The following is a 22,247-nucleotide window of genomic DNA, read 5'->3' as shown; positions in this document are numbered from 1 at the left end:
TTCTATCACAGGGGTATCTGCAAAAAAAGACAGACCCGGTGAAAATCACCGAGCCTGTCCTGGAAATGATTAACTCTCTTCCGATTACAACGAGTAGTTAGGTGCTTCTTTTGTAATCTGTACATCATGTGGATGGCTTTCACGCAGGCCTGCACCTGTAATACGAATAAAACCAGTATCGTTCCGAAGCTGCTCCAGGTTGCTTGTACCGCAGTAACCCATACCGGAACGCAGACCACCAATCAGTTGGTGAATCGTATCAGATAATGGACCTTTGTAAGCGACGCGACCCTCAATTCCTTCTGGAACCAGTTTCTTGTCATCATCTTGGAAATAACGATCTTTACTACCTTGTTTCATCGCAGCCATTGAACCCATACCGCGATAAACTTTGTAGCTACGTCCTTGGAAAATTTCAGTTTCCCCCGGGCTTTCCGCTGTACCGGCAAACAAACTTCCCAACATAACCGCGTGTGCACCTGCAGCCAGTGCCTTCGTAATTTCACCAGAATATTTAATTCCGCCGTCCGCAATAATCGGAACTCCATATTCACGTGCCACTGTTGCACAATCGTACACTGCCGTTACTTGAGGTACACCAATACCAGCAATTACACGTGTTGTACAAATCGACCCTGGACCAATACCCACTTTAACTACCGAAGCCCCTGCTTCAATCAGGTCACGAGTAGCTTCACCAGTAGCCACGTTACCTGCAACGATGGTCAGGGTAGGGAAGCGTTCGCGAAGCTGACGTACTGCTTCAATGATATTAATGTGGTGTCCGTGAGCCGAGTCTACCGTAATCAAATCAACACCAGCTTGTACCAAAGCATCCGCACGTTCAAAGGTGTCCTTGGAGATACCAATCGCTGCACCAACCAACAGACGACCTTGAGCATCTTTGGCTGCATGAGGGAATTGAATGGCTTTCTCAATATCTTTAATAGTGATAAGACCTTTCAACGTGTTCGTCTCATCAACTAATGGAAGTTTCTCAATCTTATGTTTCTGAAGGATACCTTCAGCTTCTTGCAATGTAGTACCTACAGGAGCGGTAACCAGATTCTCACGAGTCATAACTTCGCTGATTTTGATGCCGTAATCATGGATAAAACGCAAATCACGGTTGGTCAAAATACCAACCAGCTTCTGATCTCCTTCAATAATGGGTACGCCGGAGATCCGATATTTCGCCATAACTTCTTCAGCATCAGATACCAGATGATCTGCTGTGAGTGAGAATGGATTCGTAATTACACCACTCTCTGAACGTTTAACCCGATCTACTTCTTCAGCCTGTTGTTCAACAGACATATTTTTATGAATGATACCGATACCGCCTTCACGTGCAATGGCAATAGCCAAAGTCGCTTCAGTGACCGTATCCATTCCTGCACTAATCAAAGGAATATTTAACTTCACAGTGTCGCTTAAACGAATAGATACATCTACTTCCTTAGGCAGTGTCTCGGATTTCCGTGGCACTAGCAATACATCATCAAAGGTGAGGCCTTCCTTACCAAATTTATCTTCCCACACGCAAGTGTTCCTCCTTATGGTTGCTCAGCTTTACGGTCCAAAACCCGAAGATTCCAGGCTGTATTTTACGCCGAAAATACGTTTTCTGAAAAATTTATTATTGCCATCTTAGCAAAGCGATATTTAGACTGTCAAGGAAAAGTACTTGGTTATATTAGGTGTATTGCCTGATGAATACAACTGTTTTTCTCGTGCGGACAAGTTAAAAAAATATAACCTATAAATGTCTGCACAAATCAACCGATGTTTATTTTTATTGAGCCATTTAGGATACAAAGTTTCCGTTTTCAGGATTTTTTTATACCTTAAGTACTCATTTGTATATAAATAAAAACCACCACCGAATAACATCGGCAGTGGTTCTTTGCTTGGCGGCGTCCTACTCTCCCAGGACCCTGCGGTCCAAGTACCATCGGCGCTAGAGGGCTTAACGGTCGTGTTCGGGATGGGTACGTGTGGAACCCCTCCGCCATCGCCACCAAACGCATAGCTTACATTTCAGAGATCGTTCTCTGAAAACTAGATTCGAAACGAAACATGCGAATTACAACTTGCATATTTGGATAAGCCCTCGACCGATTAGTACTGGTCAGCTCCATGCATTGCTGCACTTCCACCCCCAGCCTATCTACCTCGTCGTCTTCAAGGGGTCTTACATACTGGGAAATCTCATCTTGAGGGGGGCTTCACGCTTAGATGCTTTCAGCGTTTATCCCGTCCGTACATAGCTACCCAGCGGTGCTCCTGGCGGAACAACTGGTACACCAGCGGTACGTCCATCCCGGTCCTCTCGTACTAAGGACAGCTCCTCTCAAATTTCCTACGCCCACGACAGATAGGGACCGAACTGTCTCACGACGTTCTGAACCCAGCTCGCGTACCGCTTTAATGGGCGAACAGCCCAACCCTTGGGACCTACTTCAGCCCCAGGATGCGATGAGCCGACATCGAGGTGCCAAACCTCCCCGTCGATGTGGACTCTTGGGGGAGATAAGCCTGTTATCCCCAGGGTAGCTTTTATCCGTTGAGCGATGGCCCTTCCATGCGGTACCACCGGATCACTAAGCCCGACTTTCGTCCCTGCTCGACTTGTAGGTCTCGCAGTCAAGCTCCCTTATGCCTTTGCACTCTTCGAATGATTTCCAACCATTCTGAGGGAACCTTTGGGCGCCTCCGTTACTCTTTAGGAGGCGACCGCCCCAGTCAAACTGCCCACCTGACACTGTCCCCGCACCGGATTACGGTACCAGGTTAGAACCTAGATACGATCAGGGTGGTATCCCAACGTTGCCTCCATGGAAGCTTGCGCTCCCACTTCAAAGGCTCCCACCTATCCTGTACAGATCGTACCCAAATTCAATATCAAGCTGCAGTAAAGCTCCATGGGGTCTTTCCGTCTTGTCGCGGGTAACCTGCATCTTCACAGGTATTAAAATTTCACCGGATCTCTCGTTGAGACAGCGCCCAAGTCGTTACGCCATTCGTGCGGGTCAGAATTTACCTGACAAGGAATTTCGCTACCTTAGGACCGTTATAGTTACGGCCGCCGTTTACTGGGGCTTCGGTTCACAGCTTCGGATTGCTCCTAACCACTCCCCTTAACCTTCCAGCACCGGGCAGGCGTCAGCCCGTATACTTCGCCTTACGGCTTCGCACAGACCTGTGTTTTTGCTAAACAGTCGCTTGGGCCTTTTCACTGCGGCCCCCTCGTGCTATTCACACTACCGGGGCACCCCTTCTCCCGAAGTTACGGGGTCATTTTGCCGAGTTCCTTAACGAGAGTTCTTCCGCGCGCCTTAGAATACTCTTCTCGCCTACCTGTGTCGGTTTGCGGTACGGGCACCTTCACCTGGCTAGAGGCTTTTCTTGGCAGTGTGAGATCATGACCTTCGCTACTACAATTTTCGCTCCCCATCACAGCTCAGCCTTACAATGTGCGGATTTGCCTACACATCAGCCTCACTGCTTAGACGGACATCCATCAGTCCGCGTCACTACCCTACTGCGTCCCCCCATTGCTCATAACGGCTTACGGTGGTACAGGAATTTCGACCTGTTGTCCTTCGACTACGCCTTTCGGCCTCGCCTTAGGTCCCGACTTACCCTGAGCGGACGAGCCTTCCTCAGGAACCCTTAGGCTTTCGGCGGATCAGATTCTCACTGATCTTTTCGTTACTCATACCGGCATTCTCACTTGTATAATGTCCAGCGCTCCTTACGGTACACCTTCAACCCTTATACAACGCTCCCCTACCCCTGATGCAAGCATCAAGCCATAGCTTCGGTGGTGTGTTTAGCCCCGTTACATTTTCGGCGCAGAGTCACTCGACCAGTGAGCTATTACGCACTCTTTCAATGGTGGCTGCTTCTAAGCCAACATCCTGGTTGTCTGTGCAACTCCACATCCTTTCCCACTTAACACACACTTGGGGACCTTAGCTGATGGTCTGGGCTGTTTCCCTTTTGACAATGGATCTTAGCACTCACTGTCTGACTCCCGGAAGTAAGTCTATGGCATTCGGAGTTTGACTGAGCTTGGTAACCCTTGCGGGCCCCGCACCCAATCAGTGCTCTACCTCCACGACTCTGTTTTCCGAGGCTAGCCCTAAAGCTATTTCGGGGAGAACCAGCTATCTCCGAGTTCGATTGGAATTTCTCCGCTACCCCCACCTCATCCCCGCACTTTTCAACGTGCGTGGGTTCGGGCCTCCAGTGCGTGTTACCGCACCTTCACCCTGGACAGGGGTAGATCACCCGGTTTCGGGTCTACGTCCACGTACTACATCGCCCTATTCAGACTCGCTTTCGCTGCGGCTCCGGCTCTTCACCTTAACCTTGCACGGGAACGTAACTCGCCGGTTCATTCTACAAAAGGCACGCCATCACCCCTAAAACGGGCTCTGACTTTTTGTAAGCACACGGTTTCAGGTTCTATTTCACTCCCCTTCCGGGGTGCTTTTCACCTTTCCCTCACGGTACTGCTTCACTATCGGTCGCTAGGAAGTATTTAGCCTTGGCAGATGGTCCTGCCGGATTCATACGGGGTTTCACGTGCCCCGCACTACTCGGGATCCGTCTCGGAGGGAACAGACTTTCAATTACAGGGCTTTTACCTTCTTTGGCGGGCCTTTCCAGACCTCTTCGCTTAACCGGTTCCTTTGTAACTCCATGTGAGACGTCCCACAACCCCAAAGAGCAAGCTCTCTGGTTTGGGCTTCTCCGCGTTCGCTCGCCGCTACTGACGGAATCACTATTGTTTTCTCTTCCTCAGGGTACTTAGATGTTTCAGTTCCCCTGGTATGCCTCTACACAACCTATGTATTCAGTTGTGAGTAACTGGAAATTACCCCAGCTGGGTTTCCCCATTCGGACACCCCCGGATCAAAGCTTGCTTACAGCTCCCCGAGGCAGTTTCGTTGTTCGCCACGTCCTTCATCGGCTCCTAGCGCCTAGGCATCCTCCGTGTGCTCTTAGTAGCTTAACCTCGTGCTCCGGTATTGGCTGCTCGCTTCCCTTGTTTTGCTTACGCAAAGCCAAAAGTCGCTCCCACCCAAAACCATCGTACGTGCAATCTACCGTTTTTATTGAAACTTGTTTACACAAGTTCAGCTAAAAAGGAATGTTCTAATTCGCATTTACTTTCGTTTCGATATCTAGTTTTCAAAGAACAAGCTCCATGCAAAAGCAAGCTGTTTGAGAGTTTGAGCTCTCAAAACTGAGCAACGAGTGAGTAACTAGCCGACCTGGCTAGTTTGTGCAGATCTAGTCTGCTATTTGAATGTTTCCGTTACAGGAAACGATTCTCCATAGAAAGGAGGTGATCCAGCCGCACCTTCCGATACGGCTACCTTGTTACGACTTCACCCCAATCATCTATCCCACCTTCGGCGGCTGGCTCCTTGCGGTTACCCCACCGACTTCGGGTGTTATAAACTCTCGTGGTGTGACGGGCGGTGTGTACAAGACCCGGGAACGTATTCACCGCGGCATGCTGATCCGCGATTACTAGCAATTCCGACTTCATGCAGGCGAGTTGCAGCCTGCAATCCGAACTGAGACCGGCTTTTTAGGATTCGTTCCACCTCGCGGCTTCACAGCCCGTTGTACCGGCCATTGTAGTACGTGTGTAGCCCAGGTCATAAGGGGCATGATGATTTGACGTCATCCCCACCTTCCTCCGGTTTGTCACCGGCAGTCACCTTAGAGTGCCCACCCGAAATGCTGGCAACTAAGATCAAGGGTTGCGCTCGTTGCGGGACTTAACCCAACATCTCACGACACGAGCTGACGACAACCATGCACCACCTGTCTCCTCTGTCCCGAAGGAAAGATACATCTCTGCATCGATCAGAGGGATGTCAAGACCTGGTAAGGTTCTTCGCGTTGCTTCGAATTAAACCACATACTCCACTGCTTGTGCGGGTCCCCGTCAATTCCTTTGAGTTTCAGTCTTGCGACCGTACTCCCCAGGCGGAGTGCTTAATGTGTTAACTTCGGCACCAAGGGTATCGAAACCCCTAACACCTAGCACTCATCGTTTACGGCGTGGACTACCAGGGTATCTAATCCTGTTTGCTCCCCACGCTTTCGCGCCTCAGCGTCAGTTACAGCCCAGAGAGTCGCCTTCGCCACTGGTGTTCCTCCACATATCTACGCATTTCACCGCTACACGTGGAATTCCACTCTCCTCTTCTGCACTCAAGTCACCCAGTTTCCAGTGCGATCCGGGGTTGAGCCCCGGGATTAAACACCAGACTTAAATGACCGCCTGCGCGCGCTTTACGCCCAATAATTCCGGACAACGCTTGCCCCCTACGTATTACCGCGGCTGCTGGCACGTAGTTAGCCGGGGCTTTCTTCTCAGGTACCGTCACCTTGAGAGCAGTTACTCTCCCAAGCGTTCTTCCCTGGCAACAGAGCTTTACGATCCGAAAACCTTCATCACTCACGCGGCATTGCTCCGTCAGGCTTTCGCCCATTGCGGAAGATTCCCTACTGCTGCCTCCCGTAGGAGTCTGGGCCGTGTCTCAGTCCCAGTGTGGCCGATCACCCTCTCAGGTCGGCTACGCATCGTCGCCTTGGTGAGCCGTTACCCCACCAACTAGCTAATGCGCCGCAGGCCCATCCCCAAGTGACAGATTGCTCCGTCTTTCCAGTTTCCTTCAGGCGAAGAAAACAATTATTCGGTATTAGCTACCGTTTCCGGTAGTTGTCCCAAACTTGAGGGCAGGTTGCCTACGTGTTACTCACCCGTCCGCCGCTAAGTCTCAAAGAAGCAAGCTTCTTATCAACTCCGCTCGACTTGCATGTATTAGGCATGCCGCCAGCGTTCGTCCTGAGCCAGGATCAAACTCTCCAATAAAGTATTGAAAAGAGCGATAAGCTCATTTTGAATCTGACGAGATTAAAAATCTCAATTGTGCTCCAGTCGATTCAAGCCAAGGCTTGTTTCAAACTTTCGCGTTCATTCTGCAAGCAGAATGTTTACTCACTCGTTGTTCAGTTTTCAAAGATCAAACTTGTTTCGTGACCGAACGTTGTTCTCTTCAGCAACTTTTATATCTTATCACATCCGAACCAACTTTGCAAGCTCTTTTTTTAAGTTTCTTTCGAAGCTTATTTGATTTGCTTGCCGCACTGTGTAAGCCGTGTTTTCTTGGCCGGAATTAGAATATACCATGTACAGATTTTGATTGCAAGTCTTTTTTTCAAATTTTATAGTTACCGAAATGATACGTCCTAAACGAATATAGAGTGCTCTCCCAATGTAGCAGATTCTTATGCGCGTTCCACTTGATTTTATTGTTTAACATTCCTAGCAGGAACTTTTCTTGGCCATAAACTATAGCTAAAGCTTATTATAAAATCGATTCCGATTATGATTCCCCACATTTTAATCAGATTATAGAAGACGGCTGTACGTTCAGCATCCCCAATCCACCATATCATGGCGAATAGAAATGCACTACCTATTGCCCAAGCCAAAAGATGTCTAAACCATCCATTACGCTCATGACGTGCATGCTCCCTTCCATATAACTTGTTGCTACGAGGATTCTCTCCGCCTTTGAACCAATACAGGAAATATCGATCCGCCCAAGCGATCATCTGATGACCATAGGCGATACTTACTCCGATATACACCGCAGCAATACCATGAATCATGCTCGCTGTAGCTCCACGCTGAAGATCTATCACAGTGGCCACCAGCAACAACAGATCCACTATTGGTGTAGCCATCAACAAACCAATGCCTAACCTTTTCATGCCAAGAAGATACCTGACACTTAGACCCGCAAACACAAACACCCAAAAGGCAATCTCACATCCTATAATGAAATAACCAATCATCTGTTAGCCCCCTTTTTATAATACGATTGTATTAAATATAATTTAGCACATTTGTATCATAATAATCAACAATGATATAATGTTCATATGCCTAAAATTGTTGATCATGATAAACAGCGTATGCTCGTGGCCGAAGCAGCTTGGCGTATCATCCGAAGAGATGGCATGGAACAAGCCTCTGTTCGGAATATCGCCGAAGAAGCAGGAATTTCGGTCGGTTCAATGCGTCACTACTTTTCTACACAGTCAGAACTATTACTATATGCCATGAATCTGGTATCCGAGCGGGTATCCAATCGAATCCAACACATGTCCTTCACCGGATCTCCCATGGATAATATGAAATGTTTATTACTCGAGTTATTACCAAACACAGATGAAAAACTGGCCGAAATGGAGGTGTGGTACGCTTTTACAGCCAGATCCAAAACCGATGCTACGCTCAAAGAACTTGCCGATACAGTGTATGATGCACTCAGACAAGCTGTAGGCTATGTTATCACTCACCTGATCGAACATGATCTCACGAGACCAGATCTTGATATTAAACTTGAGATCGAGAGATTGTATGCACTCGTGGATGGCTTGGGTATCCATACGGTGCTTAGACCCGATCAGATGAATGCCAAACTCATGGATGATATCCTTGGTGTGCATCTTGCCTCCTTATGCCGTTAAACCAAAAAAAACCGCAGCACATTCGTTATGACCAAGCCCTGTTACGATAACGGGAGTTAGTTCTGAATGTCTGGCGGTTTTTCTTTTTATCCGATAATGATCCGGCCCTCCGGATGACGATACAGTTTCTTCTCTTTGCGCGGACGAAGAGCATACGCGATGGTTAATGGCCCAATACGACCTACAAACATGGTAACGGTAATAATGATTTTTCCCCAATTGGTCAACTCATCCGTCACTCCGACAGAAAGACCCACGGTACCAATAGCCGATGCAGCTTCAAACATCAGTGAAAGGAATGGCGCATCCTCTGTCGTAAGCAGAAGCATCACCACGATCATGAATATGATCAGTGAAACCATAATAATGGTCAGCGCCCTCATCAGTAATTCCTTCGGCACACGCTGGCGGAAAAACACAATATCCTTGTCTCCCCGAATCATGGCATACACTGCACCAATCATAATCAGGAATGTAGTCGTCTTGATCCCGCCCCCGGTCGATCCCGGGGAAGCCCCGATAAACATCAGCAGAATGAAGAAAAATTGGGTAGCCTGCCTCATCTCCGTGATATCGATTGTACTTGTTCCCGACGAACGTGTAGAGACCGACTGGAAGAAGGATGCATAGATCTTCTCGCTCCAGGTGAGTGAAGCCAGTGTATGTCCATTGGTAAATTCGAAAACAAACAACACAATTGCTCCTATACCAATCAGCGCTCCCGACACAGACAGCACCAGTTTCGACTGTAGGGAAAGACGACGGCGTGTGCGATACTCAAACAGATCATTTAACACCACAAAACCTAGTCCACCAGAGATAACGAGCACGGATGCAATCAGGTTGAATATCCAGTCTCCAGTGTAATATTGAAAGCTGTTGCCTAACAGATCAAATCCCCCATTATTAAACAATGAAACGGAATGAAATATTCCATAGTATATAGCCTGAACCAATGGCATCTCTGTTGCCCAGCGCATCGCCAGTATGACAGCAGCCACCCCTTCAATGGTAAAAGAGAAGATCAACACCTTGCGGATAATGCGTACAATCCCTTCCATACTGTCTGCATTAATGGCTTCTTTGAGCAGTAGCCTGTCCTTGAGTGAGATTCGTCTGCCCAAGACAAGTGCAAAAAGGGTAGCTATGGTCATGAAACCGAGTCCACCAAGCTGCATTAATACCATAATGACAAGCTGACCAAACAGATTAAAGGTCGTCCCTACATCCACAACGACAAGTCCTGTCACACATGCGGCAGAGGTTGATGTAAAGAGCGCGTCAATAAACGCCAAATGCTCACCACTTTGGTTAGAGATTGGCAACATGAGAAGCACTGTTCCAATCGCAATGATAAGCAGAAAACCACCGACCAGGATTAACGGGGGAGATAAAAATTTGGCAAAGTGAAGCCTGAACTTCATGAAGGGCACCTCTTTTAACAAAATACGAATAAGTTAGTCTAACTTAAATCCAAGACGCAGTTCCACCATAATGTTGTAATTTGAACAGAGCGTTCTGATGAACTTTATTTTAGGCGCCTATGTAAACCTAAAGAGGAACTTGCCTCAGCATCATACTGAACGGCAGGTTCCTCTTCTATTATGAACGTATGATACGTTCCTTATTTAATCTTGCGTACGAGGACGCATGTGCGGGAAGAGCAGTACGTCACGAATCGAAGGGGAGTTGGTCAGCAGCATGATCAGACGATCAACCCCGATTCCCAATCCGCCTGTCGGTGGCATACCATATTCAAGCGCACGGATGAAGTCATCATCCATCTCATGAGCTTCGTCGTTCCCATGCTCTTTCTCCAGCATCTGTGCTTCAAAGCGTTGACGTTGATCAATTGGATCATTCAGCTCTGTGAAGGCATTGGCATGCTCGCGTCCAACGATGAACAATTCGAAGCGATCCGTGAAGCGCGGGTCTACATCGTTTTTCTTCGCCAGTGGTGAGATTTCAAGAGGATGTCCCGTGATGAATGTCGGTTGAATCAACGTCTCTTCCACAAATTCTTCAAAGAACGCGTTCAGAATATGACCGAATGTCATATGTTTTTCAACCGGAACCTTATGTTCCTTCGCCAAGTTATGTGCTTCCTCATCCGTCATATGTACGGAGAAGTCTACGCCCACAACTTCCTTAACTGCATCCACCATCGTAACACGACGCCACTGCGGCGTAAGATCTACTTCATGGTCTCCATACTGGATCACTTGCGTACCCAGCACTTCCTGTGCAATATGAGCTACCAGGTTCTCCGTCAATTGCATAATATCCTTGTAGTCGGCATATGCCTCATACAATTCAATCATTGTAAATTCCGGATTGTGACGTGTGGACATACCTTCATTCCGATATACACGGCCGATCTCATACACCTTCTCCAGTCCGCCAACAATCAGACGTTTCAGGTGAAGCTCAATCGCAATCCGCATGTACAATTCCATATCCAGCGCATTGTGATGTGTGATGAACGGACGTGCTGCAGCTCCTCCTGCGATGGTATGCAACGTAGGTGTTTCCACTTCCAGATATCCAAGGGAATCCAGGTAACGACGCATTGATTGAATGATTTTGGAACGTGCGATAAAGGTCTGTTGTACGTCCGGGCTCATAATCAAGTCAACATAACGCTGGCGATAACGAAGCTCCACGTCAGTGAGACCATGGAATTTGTCCGGAAGCGGATAGAGCGATTTGGACAGCACTTCAAGGTCTTTAACTTTGACAGAAGTTTCACCTGTTTTGGTCTTAAAGATTACGCCAGTTACCCCAACGATATCGCCAAGGTCCAACAGGCTGAATGCCGCATACTTGTCCTCAGGCACGGTATCCTGACGAACATAGATCTGGATTCTGCCGCTCAGGTCCTGAATATGTGCAAAGCTTGCTTTACCCATTCCCCGCTTCGCCATAATCCGTCCGGCAATACTGACTTCGATGTGCTTCTCTTCCAGCTCTTCCTTGGTCAGTTCTTCATACTTTTTCAGAATGGAGCCGGCTTCTTCGTTACGTACGTATTTTTGGCCAAAAGGATCGATTCCCAATTTGCGGAGCTCGTCCAATTTGTCACGGCGAATTTGTAAAAGCTCGCTAAGTTCGGTTTCCTGATTCAAGACTTCATCCGTCATGATCTATATTCATCTCCTTATTTACATTGCAGGCATCGCGTGAGGACACTCTTCCTCAAATGTTGAAAAAGCTTCCCTAAGGAAGCTTTTGTTTACCGTGCCCAACTGCTTCGTTACTATAGCTTTTTAATATCTACAATTTTATATTGAATTACGCCAGCAGGCACACTTACATCAACAACTGTACCATTTTTCTTGCCCAAGATCGCTTTACCGACAGGGCTTTCGTTGGAAATCTTGTTCTGAAGCGGGTTTGATTCAGCAGAACCTACAATTGTATATTCTGTGATGTCGCCGAATTCCAAATCTTCCACAGTAACTGTTGCACCTACACTCACGACATCGGTGTCAATCTCATCACTGTTAATAATGCGTGCGTTCCGAAGCATTTTCTCCAAAGTAATAATACGACCTTCAATGAAAGCCTGTTCGTTCTTGGCATCTTCGTATTCAGAGTTCTCACTGATATCTCCATACCCGATGGCTACCTTAATCCGTTCAGCCACTTCGCGGCGCTTCACTGATTTCAATGTTTCCAGTTCTTCTTCCAGCTTCTTAAGTCCCTCTGGTGTAAGGATAACTTCCTTGTCGCTCATCTCAACCGATTCTCCTGTCATGGGAATAATTTGATTGTACGGCAACGGAATCAGTGGTAATTACATAGCTCCGCCCGCATACATCTTCAAAACTATATGAAGTTCTCCAGAGAAATAGAATATTCCTCCTGATGACTAGCCTTTAATTAACGCACATGGCGAATTTATACTGTGAAAGTATAGGGGAACGATCTCGAAAAGTCAATGTTACGTCATCTGTAGCTGTAAACGTTTTACAGACTTAATTATGATGCACTTCCGGCAATCACCGGTTCTGACTCCAAATTACCTTCACTTTTCAACTGACTCACAAAGTTCTCCAGAATCTGTACCATCTCATCCCGCTTGGTGCCTTCCATAATAACATCCTTGATACGGGCAGATCCTTTCAAGCCTTTCAGATACCAAGCCAGATGTTTACGCATCTCGCGTACGGCAACTGTCTCATTCTTCAATGCAATCAGACGATCCATATGCAGGATGGCAACACGGATCTTCTCTTCGCCATTCGGGTCAGGAAGCAATTCCCCCGTGCTTAAGTATTGAATGGTACGATACAGCATCCATGGGTTTCCCAGCGCGGCACGACCAATCATAACCCCGTCACAGCCCGTTTCATCCAGCATACGGCGTGCGTCCTCTGGTGTATGGACATCACCGTTGCCGATCACCGGAATAGAGACAGCCTCTTTAACATCTTTGATGTGTGACCAGTCAGCAGTGCCTGTATAGAGTTGCTCTCGTGTTCGGCCGTGTACACTTACCGCCTGTCCGCCTGCACGTTCAACCGCGAGCGCATTCTCAACCGCGAAGATATGCTCGTTATCCCAGCCAATACGCATCTTGACCGTTACCGGCTTCTCAACCGCATCTACTACAGCGGATACCATCTCATAGATCTTGTTCGGATCAAGCAACCAACGTGCACCTGCATCACATTTTGTTACCTTAGGCACAGGGCATCCCATATTAATGTCGATGATGTCTGCATTCGTTTCCTTGTCCACAATCTTGGCTGCTTCTATGAGGGAATCACGATCTCCTCCAAAAATCTGAAGGCTCAGCGGTTTCTCACGCTCATCTACAAACAACATCTCCCGTGTACGCTGGTTGCCATGGACAATGGCTTTGCCACTCACCATCTCCGCACATACGAGGCCTGTTCCGAATTCTTTTGCGATTAATCGAAAAGCCGGATTACATACGCCAGCCATCGGCGCAAGTACGACCTGATTTTTCATTTCAATGCCACCAATGTTAAGCACGGTAGTCGTTTCACTCCTTTTACAATTCTAAATAAATCAACGATTATGGTTCGATCGATATCTCTATTGTTATAGCATGACGAAACCGAAACGGTCCTAGTTACCCTGCAACTCCTCGATACTGATTGCCAGCACACCAGCAATTCGATCCAGTTCTTGCTGTGATACCTTACGGTTCCCCCGCTCAATGGTTCCCAGAATGGCCAGCGAGATGCCGGTCTCGGCAGCAAGTTCATGTTGTGTTAAACCTTTCAGCTTCCGGAATGCCCGGATTCGATTGGCCAATTGCATGTTTTCCAAAGCTGTATTCCATCCTTTCCATCCAGTACAGACAACGATGATTGTACAAAGGTATACAAACCTGAAACCTCGTCCTCGGGTACGATATCCGACAGTGGCACCAGTACAAAAGCCCGTTCGCCCATACGGGGATGAGGCAATTGGAGCAATTCGGTATCTCGCGTCTCACCCTGCATCCAGAGCAGATCCAGATCAACGGTGCGCGGTCCCCAGCGAATATCACGAACACGTCCAAGCCGGTTCTCGATATCCAGTAATTCCGTAAGCAACTGCTCCGGTGTCAGCATCACCTGTACGGCGACTGCCATATTCAGAAACACAGACTGATCTACATACCCTACAGGTTCCGTCTCATATAGCGAAGAACAACGCAGAACGGATATATGAGGGTGTTCATCGAGCAAAGACAACGCCTCAAGCAACGTCTCTTCCCGGTCACCCAAATTGGCCCCTAAAGCAATATAAGCCTCTGAAGATTCAGAGGTCGAATGTACAATCATGATCGGTTCTCACTTTCTTGTGCGGCGAAGCTCTACCGTTACGCCCTCAAAATGAATATCGAATGGCGGATGTGGCTTCGTCACCTTGACTGTCAATGCATTGATAATAGTATAAGTGTCTAGTAAAGAAGATGCAATATGTTCGCCCAAAGCTTCAATTAACTGGAATGATTTATTCTCTACAATCTGTTTGACCAGCTCATGGATCTCCGCATAATTGATCGTTTTGGTCAGATCATCATTACGTCCAGCCTCACTCAGGTCCATGTCAATCTCCAGATCAATATAGTAACGTGCCCCTAGCTTCCGCTCCTCGGCAAATACACCGTGATATCCGTAATACTCCATGCGATGCATAACCATTCTATCCATACGATCCGCCTGCCCTCTATATATATTGAAATTCTAATCTATTTGAAGTTATTCCTTAGCTTCGCCTTATAAAAACGCTGCGCTTCCACTGGACGGGTCACTCTGACCCGCCAGAATTATTTCCTCCGTATACCTGGAGAAGCGTATAACATGGCATCACACATGTCTGCCGTCCGCCGAATCGACTTCACATCATGAACCCGAACCATCTGGCAGCCTTGGGCGATGCCGAAGGCAACGGTCGCAGCCGTTCCTTCCAGCGCATCATCGGCACCAACATCCAGGGTGTTTTGGATGAATCTTTTGCGTGAGGTGGCTAGCAGAACCGGATAACCCATTTCATTGAGTAAACCGAGCGATGACATGAGCTTCAGATTTTCTGCGAGATCCTTCACAAAACCAATGCCCGGGTCCAGGATAATCTGATCTGCTTTTACACCGGATCCCAGCGCAATCTGTATGCTCTCCTGCAAATCGCTGACGACATCACTCAAATAATCGGTATAGTTTCGTTCCTGTCGATTATGCATCAGAATAACGGGACACCCCAGTGCTGCTGCCGTGCGTGCCATATCTGGATCTGCCTTGGCACCCCACACATCATTAATGATATGGGCACCGGCTAGAATAGCTTGACGCGCAACATCGGCCTTATACGTGTCTACCGATATTGGAATGTGCGGGGCTTGCTGATGCAATGCTTCGATAACCGGAATGATCCGGCTCAGCTCTTCATCGGCGCCCACTACATTTGAACCTGGCCGTGTGGACTCCCCGCCGATATCAATCAGGTCCGCCCCGTCCTCCATCATCTGCATGGCATGAGCAACCGCCCGCTCCACGTTGGTATACCGACCACCATCCGAGAATGAGTCAGGTGTGACGTTAAGAATGCCCATAATCTGTGTTCTTGCACCCAGCTTCAACTCAGCTGGCCCCCATGCATAGTTCCGTTCATAGATGACAGGTGTAAGTGTCATGAAGTATACCCCGCTTTCTGCCGGTACATACCCAGAAGGACTGTTGTAACCGGGCCTATATGTCCGTTGCTGATTATCGTTACGACTCCGTCCTGATCCCGCAGAGTCGTAACCGGAACCAGTTCGGCAACCGAGCCTGTTAGAAATATTTCATCTGCTTGCAGGAGATCCTGCCAGGCAGCTAACGTTTCTATGCAAGGAATGCCTTGCTCCGTGGCGATCTCAAGCACCACGGCTCTCGTGATGCCAGGCAGGATGCCGGTTGAGAGTGCTGGCGTGTAGAGCACATTTTCCCGTATCCAAAATACATTGCTGACAATACCCTCAGCGACATGCCCGTCACGGGTTAATTGTAGACCTTCTGCACTCTGTGCATCCTGCCCATACGCATTCAACTCCCGTTTCGCCAGAATGCTGTTCATATAATGCAGTGACTTGAATCGGACTTCACCTTCGGGCGTGTTGCGTGGTGTAGACAACCTTTGAAGCATTTTGCCACTTTCATATAAAGAGGGAGTGGGCTCAGGTAATGCTTTTGCCAGTAAAATATGATTTGGATTCGAATAATCACCAGAAGGTAAACCTAGCGGCGCTTCACCTGCGGATACCGTGTATCGGACGTATGCATCCTGAAGTCCGTTCGCCTGCATCAAACGTTGAATCCAATCTGTCACCTCTGCCGCGGTCGTTGTAAAAGGAATGCCCAGTTCTTCACACCCCGAAGCCATCCGCTCCAGATGCCGTTCCAGCAGAAAAGGGCTGCCTCGATAGGTCCGAAACGTCTCGAACAATCCAAGTCCGTACAAAAAGCCGTGATCCGTTACAGGAACCACGGCTGCCGCCATATTGACCAACTCTCCGTTTATCGCGGCATATTGCATATTATACCTTCACCTGTTGGGACAGGAAGTTGCGAAGCATCTGATGCCCATGGTCTGTAATAATGGATTCCGGGTGGAATTGAACCCCTTCAATCGCATATTCTTTGTGACGCAAACCCATAATTTCACCTTTAGCTGTCTCCGCTGTAATCTCCAGGCAGTCCGGCAGACTGCTGCGCTCTACAATGAGGGAGTGATAACGGGTAGCTGTAAACGGGGATGGCAATCCGGCAAATACGGATGTTCCATTATGGTGCATCTCGGATGTTTTGCCGTGCATCATGCGCTCTGCACGAATGACATTGCCCCCAAACGCTTGTCCAATGGACTGATGCCCCAGACATACACCAAAGATCGGAATGCTTCCCTTGAAATGCTCGATGACTGCCAGGCTAATACCTGCTTCATTCGGTGTACAAGGACCCGGAGAGATCAGAATATGATCAGGTGCCAGTGTCTCTATGCCTGCCAAATCAATCTCGTCGTTGCGGCGAACTTCCACCGTCTCACCCAGTTCACCCAGATATTGAACCAGGTTGTACGTGAAGGAATCGTAATTATCGATAACCAGTATCATATGCCTGCTCCTCCTCATCTTCCGTCAATCAAGTGACGGTTGCTTCGTTTTATTTTTTAATGGCTTCGGCTCGCTCTACTTGTTCCTGTTCCATAGCTCTACTTGTTCCTGTTCCATAGCTCTGCTTGCTTCTGCCTCTTCGCTGTAATTCACAGCTCTCATCATCGCTCTTGCCTTGTTGCGACATTCCTTGTATTCCCGATATGGATCAGAATCAATGACAATCCCAGCACCGGCCTGTACATAACCAATACCATCCTTAATGGCAAGTGTACGAATGACGATGTTCAATTCCATATTTCCACTGTAATCCATCCACCCGATGGAACCCGTATAAGGTCCACGACGCACAGGCTCAAGCTCCTCGATAATCTCCATGGTGCGGACTTTGGGCGCTCCGGTAATCGTTCCACCCGGGAATGTCGCAGCAACCACATCAAATACGGATAACCCTTCTGCCAGTCTGCCCTCCACCTGGGAAACGAGATGCATGACATGGGAATACTTCTCGATGGTCATCAATTCAGGCACATGAACCGAACCGTAGGCTGCAATCCGTCCGATATCATTACGTTCCAGATCGACGAGCATAATATGCTCCGCCCGTTCCTTCTCACTGCCCAGCAGTTCATCCGCCATAGCCTTATCCTCTGCCTCATCACGGCCCCTTCTTCGGGTTCCTGCGATGGGACGTGCACTGACTTTCCCGTTCTCCACTTTGACCAGCAACTCGGGAGATCCGCTTACCAGTTGAAAGTCTGGACTACGAAGCATACCCATATACGGCGATGGATTCACGAGACGCAACCATTCATAAATATGCTCAGCGCTCGAATGAAGCCGTTTTTCCTGTCTCAAGGACAGATTCACCTGGAACACATCGCCCTGTCTGATATATTCCTGTACTGTGCGTACAGCCTGTTCAAATTCCTCCTGTGGGAAGGAGGTTGCCCACCCTTCGGATTCCCTGTTCGCATCTTCAGGCTGCGGTGTACGATTGACCTGCTTGTTGCGGTGTTCCAGTGCCTGCATTTGTTCCTCGGCCTGTGCAACCCCCATTATATGAAGCCATCGTTGCTTCATCGCTATCGCCCGCGCTTCGGCTACTGCATATAGACCACGCACATCGGTTTCGTTCGGATTAGGCTCTACAGCCAGATGAACCATGCAGAAAAGTGCCTGTTGCTGATGGTCATACGCCCATATTTCTTCAAAACGCATCCACCAATAATCCGGCAGAGCCGGGTTATCTTCAGCCAAGGCTGGAAGCTTCTCCAACGATCTCGCTACATCATAGCTGAGATAACCTGCGTATCCACCCCCAAAGTCTGGAGCCCCAGTAACCTTAGGCGCACGATAAGGGGCTGTCCATCTCTTCAATACATCAAGCGGCTTGCCGCTGTCCGTCGAGGTGGTTCCTTCCGGTACATCACGAATAACCGCTTCCTGACCCTTCCCGGAAATAACGGATACGGGGTCTAGTCCCAGAAATGTATATCTTCCGCCTTTGCCATTCTCCAACACCATTGCGTAGGGTGACGCCTGTTCCCAGGCTGCCTCCCAAGATAACGGTAAACCGCCATGATACGGCCCCTCATCCGACTTGGTGATATAGGGCATCATGGTCCAGCCTTGCTCAGCCCACTCCATCCAGTCGGCGTATGTTGTCATCAGGTGTGTCATTGCGGTTTGCCGCCCTCCATCTGTCGCTAGTTCTATTGTCTGATAGTATACTAAAGCGCCGCTCCTTTTAAAAGCATTACACCAAAAATCCTCCATACCCGTCAGCGGGCAAGGAGGATTGGTTTTGTCATTTGTAGGTTTAGCCTTCGAAGTTGTAAAGCGGTGTGCTGAGGTAACGTTCACCGTTACTTGGCACGATTACAACAACGCGTTTGCCTGCACCCAGCTGTTTGGCAACCTGGAGACCTGCACGGATCGCTGCACCGGAAGAAATACCGGACAGGATGCCCTCTTCCTTCGCTACCTGACGAGCCGTCTCGAATGCATCATCATTCTCAATGTGGATGATCTCATCATAAATTTCTTGGTCGAGGATCTCAGGAATAAAGTTGGCACCAATTCCTTGGATCTTATGAGGTCCTGGTTTGCCGCCTGCGAGAATTGGCGAAGCTGCTGGCTCAACTGCAACAATTTTAATACCAGGGAAAGCTTCTTTCAGCACTTCGCCTGTACCTGTAATTGTTCCGCCTGTACCAATTCCGGCAATGAACGCATCCAACGTACCGCCAACAGACTGGATTGCATCAACAATTTCAGGGCCAGTCGTTTCACGGTGAATCTTCACGTTGGCTTTATTTTTAAATTGCTCAGCCATGAAATAGGATGGGTTTTCTTTCAGCAGTTCTTCGGCTTTTTTAACAGCACCGTTCATACCTTCAGCTCCAGGTGTAAGCACAAGCTCAGCACCGTACGCACGAAGCAAGTTGCGACGCTCCAAGCTCATGGTCTCAGGCATTACAATAACGGACTTGTAGCCTTTGGCTGCAGCCACCATCGCGAGTCCAATTCCCGTGTTACCACTTGTTGCTTCGATAATGGTATCACCTGGTTTCAACTTGCCTTCTTTTTCCGCTTCTTCCACAATGCTAATTGCGATACGGTCTTTCACGCTTGAACCTGGATTCTGATACTCCAGCTTCACGAATACTTCAGCACTGCCTTCAGGTACGATACGGTTCAGACGAACAAGCGGAGTACCTCCGATGAGTTCTGTTACGTTATTAACTACTTTAGCCATATGAATGCCCTCCTTAGTGGATGAATAAAACTTGAGTCCTGTTAACTATACTTGTGCGGCCGATAGCCTCTGGGATGTTATAGAAGAACTGCGGAAATCCTGCTGCTCCCATCCCTTACTGCTAATATTTCAAGACAGGGTGAAGGTTTCCGTAAGTTTCTTTGTTCAAAAGTAAAGCTTTTATATCCGAGTAAACGAGTAGGTATTTATTATTTTCATCTTATCAACGTTAACCCTCATTGTCAATATGAGTACTCAAAAAAATACTCTGCCTTCGGCCCTAAGACCGCAGACAGAGTATTTTTATCAAGATGCTGCAGAGCGAGACCATATTCCCATAAAATTTCAGGAGGCAGGAATCTCGGACAGGATTACGGCTTCATACTTGTTACGCAGCATTTGTTCGACCTGTGGCAAGGGATCCGCCTGACTCAGAGCCAGCTGCATTCGAATCTCCTCACGGACCTCTTCGGCCGATTGCACCTGTTGTTCTTCTTTATCATTGAGTCTGATAATCGCATAGCCCTCTTCCACTTGAACTGGACCACCAATATTACCTATATCCAGTCCGGCAGCGAGTTGAAGAATTTCTTCGGACTGGAATGGATCATTCCGCTCAATCCAGCCCAGCCTGCCACCAGCATCACGAGAGAAGCTGTCTGTCGATTGCCTGCGGGCAGCTTCTTCAAAGTCTTCCCCCTTCTCCAACGCATCCAGTAAGGAATCGGCTTCCTCTTCTTCCTTCACTACGATAATGGACAAGTCATATTTCTCGGGGGAAACGTAGTCCTCACGGTGTTCAGTCCAGTAATGCTCAATATCTGCATCCTTGATCTGTATGCCGATCGTTGCGATTTTCTCCAACAGCAGCCTGTAGCCGGCTTCCAATTCAAGCTCCTGTTTCGACAGGCCCAATTGAGACTTCATTTCGTCATAATACGCTTTCTCCGAATCGTACCCATCCATCGCGGCCGCGAGCTCCCTTGCAATCTCTTGGGGAGTGACGATCAGCTTGCGTTCAATTGCTTCGGCATATACCGCTTTACGGTTTAACATCTGGAGTAATAACTCACTGCCGTAACGTCTTTTCAGCGCATCGGTCCACTCTTTATCCGTGATAACTTCTCCGTTGATCGTCGCTACGGTGCTTCCTTCTTCCGTATTGGCATCATGGGATGCATCTGCCTCGTCTTTGTCCTGTCTGAGACCATGCATAGCCATCACCGTACCCATGACCAACATGCCCAGCGTCAAGACAATGACAGCCGTCCACAACCCTTTTTCCTGTCTTGTCATTCCGCATCCCGTCCCCGCATAGATCAGTTCTTGGCTTGCTCTAGGATGGTCTCAAGTTGTTCTTTATTAAAGTCATAAGCTTCATTACAGAATTGGCAAACTACTTCAGCTTGGCCCTCTTCTTCAATTAATTGTTCCATCTCCGTTTGGCCCAGGCTGATTAGCGTCTTCTCTACCCGCTCACGTGAACACTCACAGCTAAAATGAATATCCAATCCTTCCATTACTTGTACATCTGGCAACAATCGGCGAAGCAACTCTTCCAATTCAAGCCCCTGCTCCAGTAAAGTCGTCACTGGCGGCAATGCACTAATAGCATTTTCGATCGCCGTGATCTCTTGATCTGTCAATCCCGGCAACAGCTGCATAATGAATCCGCCTGCGACAATAACAGAATTATCCGTATCAACGAGCACGCCAACGCCTACAGCAGAAGGTGTTTGCTCCGATTGAGCAAAATAGTACGTGAAGTCTTCACCCAGTTCTCCTGAAATAATAGGTACACTGCCACGATATGGCTCTTTCAATCCCAGGTCTTTCGTTATGTTAATGAAACCTTCCGTTCCAACCGCACCGGCAACGTCCAGTTTCCCCACACTGTTGCTTGGCAGATGTACATGTGGATTAGAAACATATCCTCGTACTTCGCCTTTGGCATTGGCATCGGCTACAATCTGTCCAATTGGACCATCGCCGTTGACTTGTACCGTTAACTTCTCTTCACCTTTGAGCATTGCACCCATAATGGCTGCAGTTGTAACCGTACGCCCCATGGCAGCTGTAGCCGTGGGAAACGTATCATGTCTTCTGCGTAGTTCCTCAACCAGTTCCGTAGTCTGGATAGCAAAGGCTCTTACCTTTCCATTCATTGCTGTACCACGAATTAACCGGTCATGCTTGTTGTTGTTTTCCAAGTCATTCAGCCTCCTTTGGCGTATCGCCATAATAGTCGTAACACAGAAAAAACGGCACAACACTTAAGCTGTAATCTCAGCCCGCTGTATGCCG

General features: G+C 48.2%; 17 protein-coding genes and 3 rRNA genes. 1 reads left to right on the top strand and 19 read right to left on the bottom strand.

Features of this window, described 5'->3' with window-relative positions; genetic code table 11:
• Window positions 1-84: 84 nt before the first annotated feature.
• From guaB to MKY85_RS00425, 5 genes are all read right to left on the bottom strand, one after another.
• Window positions 85-1,542 carry an IMP dehydrogenase gene (guaB, locus tag MKY85_RS00445; protein WP_339304942.1) on the bottom strand — a complete coding sequence of 486 codons (1,458 nt, stop codon included), beginning with the start codon at window positions 1,540-1,542 and terminating at the stop codon, window positions 85-87.
• A 366-nt stretch (window positions 1,543-1,908) separates the two neighbouring features.
• Window positions 1,909-2,025: ribosomal RNA gene (rrf, locus tag MKY85_RS00440) — 5S ribosomal RNA — on the bottom strand.
• 76 nt (window positions 2,026-2,101) lie between these two features.
• A 23S ribosomal RNA gene (locus MKY85_RS00435) occupies window positions 2,102-5,026 on the bottom strand.
• Between the two features lie 326 nt (window positions 5,027-5,352).
• Window positions 5,353-6,904 (bottom strand): 16S ribosomal RNA (locus MKY85_RS00430).
• The 16S, 23S and 5S rRNA genes sit together here, the layout of an rRNA operon.
• 437 nt (window positions 6,905-7,341) lie before the next feature.
• On the bottom strand, window positions 7,342-7,893 hold the full coding sequence (locus MKY85_RS00425) for a hypothetical protein (protein WP_342571541.1): 552 nt from the start codon (window positions 7,891-7,893) through the stop codon (window positions 7,342-7,344).
• A gap of 87 nt (window positions 7,894-7,980) precedes the next feature.
• Between MKY85_RS00425 and MKY85_RS00420 the strand changes: the two genes are divergently transcribed.
• The gene (locus MKY85_RS00420) at window positions 7,981-8,571 is read left to right on the top strand and encodes a TetR family transcriptional regulator C-terminal domain-containing protein (protein WP_339238956.1); all 591 of its coding nucleotides are present in this window, start codon (window positions 7,981-7,983) and stop codon (window positions 8,569-8,571) included.
• An 86-nt stretch (window positions 8,572-8,657) separates the two neighbouring features.
• On the opposite strand, the gene MKY85_RS00415 is transcribed toward MKY85_RS00420, so the two are convergent.
• The 14 genes from MKY85_RS00415 to hslO form a co-directional block, all read right to left on the bottom strand.
• Window positions 8,658-9,995, bottom strand: a complete 1,338-nt coding sequence (locus tag MKY85_RS00415; RefSeq protein ID WP_339238955.1) for a TrkH family potassium uptake protein — start codon at window positions 9,993-9,995, stop codon at window positions 8,658-8,660.
• Window positions 9,996-10,199: 204 nt separating this feature from the next.
• A complete protein-coding gene (gene lysS, locus MKY85_RS00410) occupies window positions 10,200-11,711 on the bottom strand; it encodes a lysine--tRNA ligase (protein WP_339238954.1) in 1,512 nt (503 codons plus the stop codon).
• 116 nt (window positions 11,712-11,827) lie between these two features.
• Window positions 11,828-12,307, bottom strand: coding sequence for a transcription elongation factor GreA (gene greA, locus MKY85_RS00405; RefSeq protein ID WP_076216743.1), 480 nt, complete (start codon window positions 12,305-12,307; stop codon window positions 11,828-11,830).
• A gap of 245 nt (window positions 12,308-12,552) precedes the next feature.
• Window positions 12,553-13,572, bottom strand: coding sequence for a tRNA dihydrouridine synthase DusB (gene dusB / locus MKY85_RS00400; RefSeq protein WP_339238953.1), 1,020 nt, complete (start codon window positions 13,570-13,572; stop codon window positions 12,553-12,555).
• 96 nt (window positions 13,573-13,668) lie between these two features.
• On the bottom strand, window positions 13,669-13,872 hold the full coding sequence (locus MKY85_RS00395) for a helix-turn-helix transcriptional regulator (RefSeq protein ID WP_026081371.1): 204 nt from the start codon (window positions 13,870-13,872) through the stop codon (window positions 13,669-13,671).
• Entirely contained in the window at window positions 13,824-14,372 is a 549-nt protein-coding gene (gene folK / locus MKY85_RS00390) for a 2-amino-4-hydroxy-6-hydroxymethyldihydropteridine diphosphokinase (RefSeq protein WP_342571540.1), read from the bottom strand. The genes MKY85_RS00395 and folK overlap by 49 nt, the downstream gene beginning before the upstream one ends.
• 9 nt (window positions 14,373-14,381) lie before the next feature.
• Window positions 14,382-14,744, bottom strand: a complete 363-nt coding sequence (gene folB, locus MKY85_RS00385) for a dihydroneopterin aldolase (protein WP_339238951.1) — start codon at window positions 14,742-14,744, stop codon at window positions 14,382-14,384.
• A gap of 116 nt (window positions 14,745-14,860) precedes the next feature.
• The gene (gene folP / locus MKY85_RS00380; protein WP_339238950.1) at window positions 14,861-15,724 is read right to left on the bottom strand and encodes a dihydropteroate synthase; all 864 of its coding nucleotides are present in this window, start codon (window positions 15,722-15,724) and stop codon (window positions 14,861-14,863) included.
• Window positions 15,721-16,605, bottom strand: coding sequence for an aminotransferase class IV (locus MKY85_RS00375; RefSeq protein WP_339238949.1), 885 nt, complete (start codon window positions 16,603-16,605; stop codon window positions 15,721-15,723). Before MKY85_RS00375 ends, folP begins: the two co-directional genes overlap by 4 nt.
• Window position 16,606: 1 nt before the next feature.
• Window positions 16,607-17,182, bottom strand: coding sequence for an aminodeoxychorismate/anthranilate synthase component II (gene pabA, locus MKY85_RS00370; RefSeq protein ID WP_342571539.1), 576 nt, complete (start codon window positions 17,180-17,182; stop codon window positions 16,607-16,609).
• 75 nt (window positions 17,183-17,257) lie between these two features.
• Window positions 17,258-18,865 carry an anthranilate synthase component I family protein gene (locus MKY85_RS00365; RefSeq protein WP_342571538.1) on the bottom strand — a complete coding sequence of 536 codons (1,608 nt, stop codon included), beginning with the start codon at window positions 18,863-18,865 and terminating at the stop codon, window positions 17,258-17,260.
• Between the two features lie 139 nt (window positions 18,866-19,004).
• The gene (gene cysK / locus MKY85_RS00360; protein ID WP_339238945.1) at window positions 19,005-19,943 is read right to left on the bottom strand and encodes a cysteine synthase A; all 939 of its coding nucleotides are present in this window, start codon (window positions 19,941-19,943) and stop codon (window positions 19,005-19,007) included.
• Window positions 19,944-20,288: 345 nt separating this feature from the next.
• Entirely contained in the window at window positions 20,289-21,239 is a 951-nt protein-coding gene (locus MKY85_RS00355; RefSeq protein WP_342571537.1) for a peptidyl-prolyl cis-trans isomerase, read from the bottom strand.
• 23 nt (window positions 21,240-21,262) lie between these two features.
• Entirely contained in the window at window positions 21,263-22,183 is a 921-nt protein-coding gene (hslO, locus tag MKY85_RS00350; protein ID WP_339238943.1) for an Hsp33 family molecular chaperone HslO, read from the bottom strand.
• Window positions 22,184-22,247 lie beyond the last annotated feature (64 nt).

Origin of the sequence: Paenibacillus sp. FSL R5-0749 (assembly GCF_038595085.1) — a bacterium.
Classification (GTDB): Bacteria; Bacillota; Bacilli; order Paenibacillales; family Paenibacillaceae; genus Paenibacillus.
This window is presented reverse-complemented; position numbering and strand designations above follow the sequence as displayed.

Coding starts and splice junctions, on each gene's coding strand:
- MKY85_RS00425 (WP_342571541.1), bottom strand. CDS start 7,893: ATGATTGGTTATTTCATTATAGGATGTGAGATTGCCTTTTGGGTGTTT.
- MKY85_RS00420 (WP_339238956.1), top strand. CDS start 7,981: ATGCCTAAAATTGTTGATCATGATAAACAGCGTATGCTCGTGGCCGAA.
- MKY85_RS00415 (WP_339238955.1), bottom strand. CDS start 9,995: ATGAAGTTCAGGCTTCACTTTGCCAAATTTTTATCTCCCCCGTTAATC.
- lysS (WP_339238954.1), bottom strand. CDS start 11,711: ATGACGGATGAAGTCTTGAATCAGGAAACCGAACTTAGCGAGCTTTTA.
- greA (WP_076216743.1), bottom strand. CDS start 12,307: ATGAGCGACAAGGAAGTTATCCTTACACCAGAGGGACTTAAGAAGCTG.
- folK (WP_342571540.1), bottom strand. CDS start 14,372: ATGATTGTACATTCGACCTCTGAATCTTCAGAGGCTTATATTGCTTTA.
- folB (WP_339238951.1), bottom strand. CDS start 14,744: ATGGATAGAATGGTTATGCATCGCATGGAGTATTACGGATATCACGGT.
- folP (WP_339238950.1), bottom strand. CDS start 15,724: ATGACACTTACACCTGTCATCTATGAACGGAACTATGCATGGGGGCCA.
- MKY85_RS00375 (WP_339238949.1), bottom strand. CDS start 16,605: ATGCAATATGCCGCGATAAACGGAGAGTTGGTCAATATGGCGGCAGCC.
- pabA (WP_342571539.1), bottom strand. CDS start 17,182: ATGATACTGGTTATCGATAATTACGATTCCTTCACGTACAACCTGGTT.
- MKY85_RS00365 (WP_342571538.1), bottom strand. CDS start 18,865: ATGACACACCTGATGACAACATACGCCGACTGGATGGAGTGGGCTGAG.
- cysK (WP_339238945.1), bottom strand. CDS start 19,943: ATGGCTAAAGTAGTTAATAACGTAACAGAACTCATCGGAGGTACTCCG.
- MKY85_RS00355 (WP_342571537.1), bottom strand. CDS start 21,239: ATGACAAGACAGGAAAAAGGGTTGTGGACGGCTGTCATTGTCTTGACG.
- hslO (WP_339238943.1), bottom strand. CDS start 22,183: ATGGCGATACGCCAAAGGAGGCTGAATGACTTGGAAAACAACAACAAG.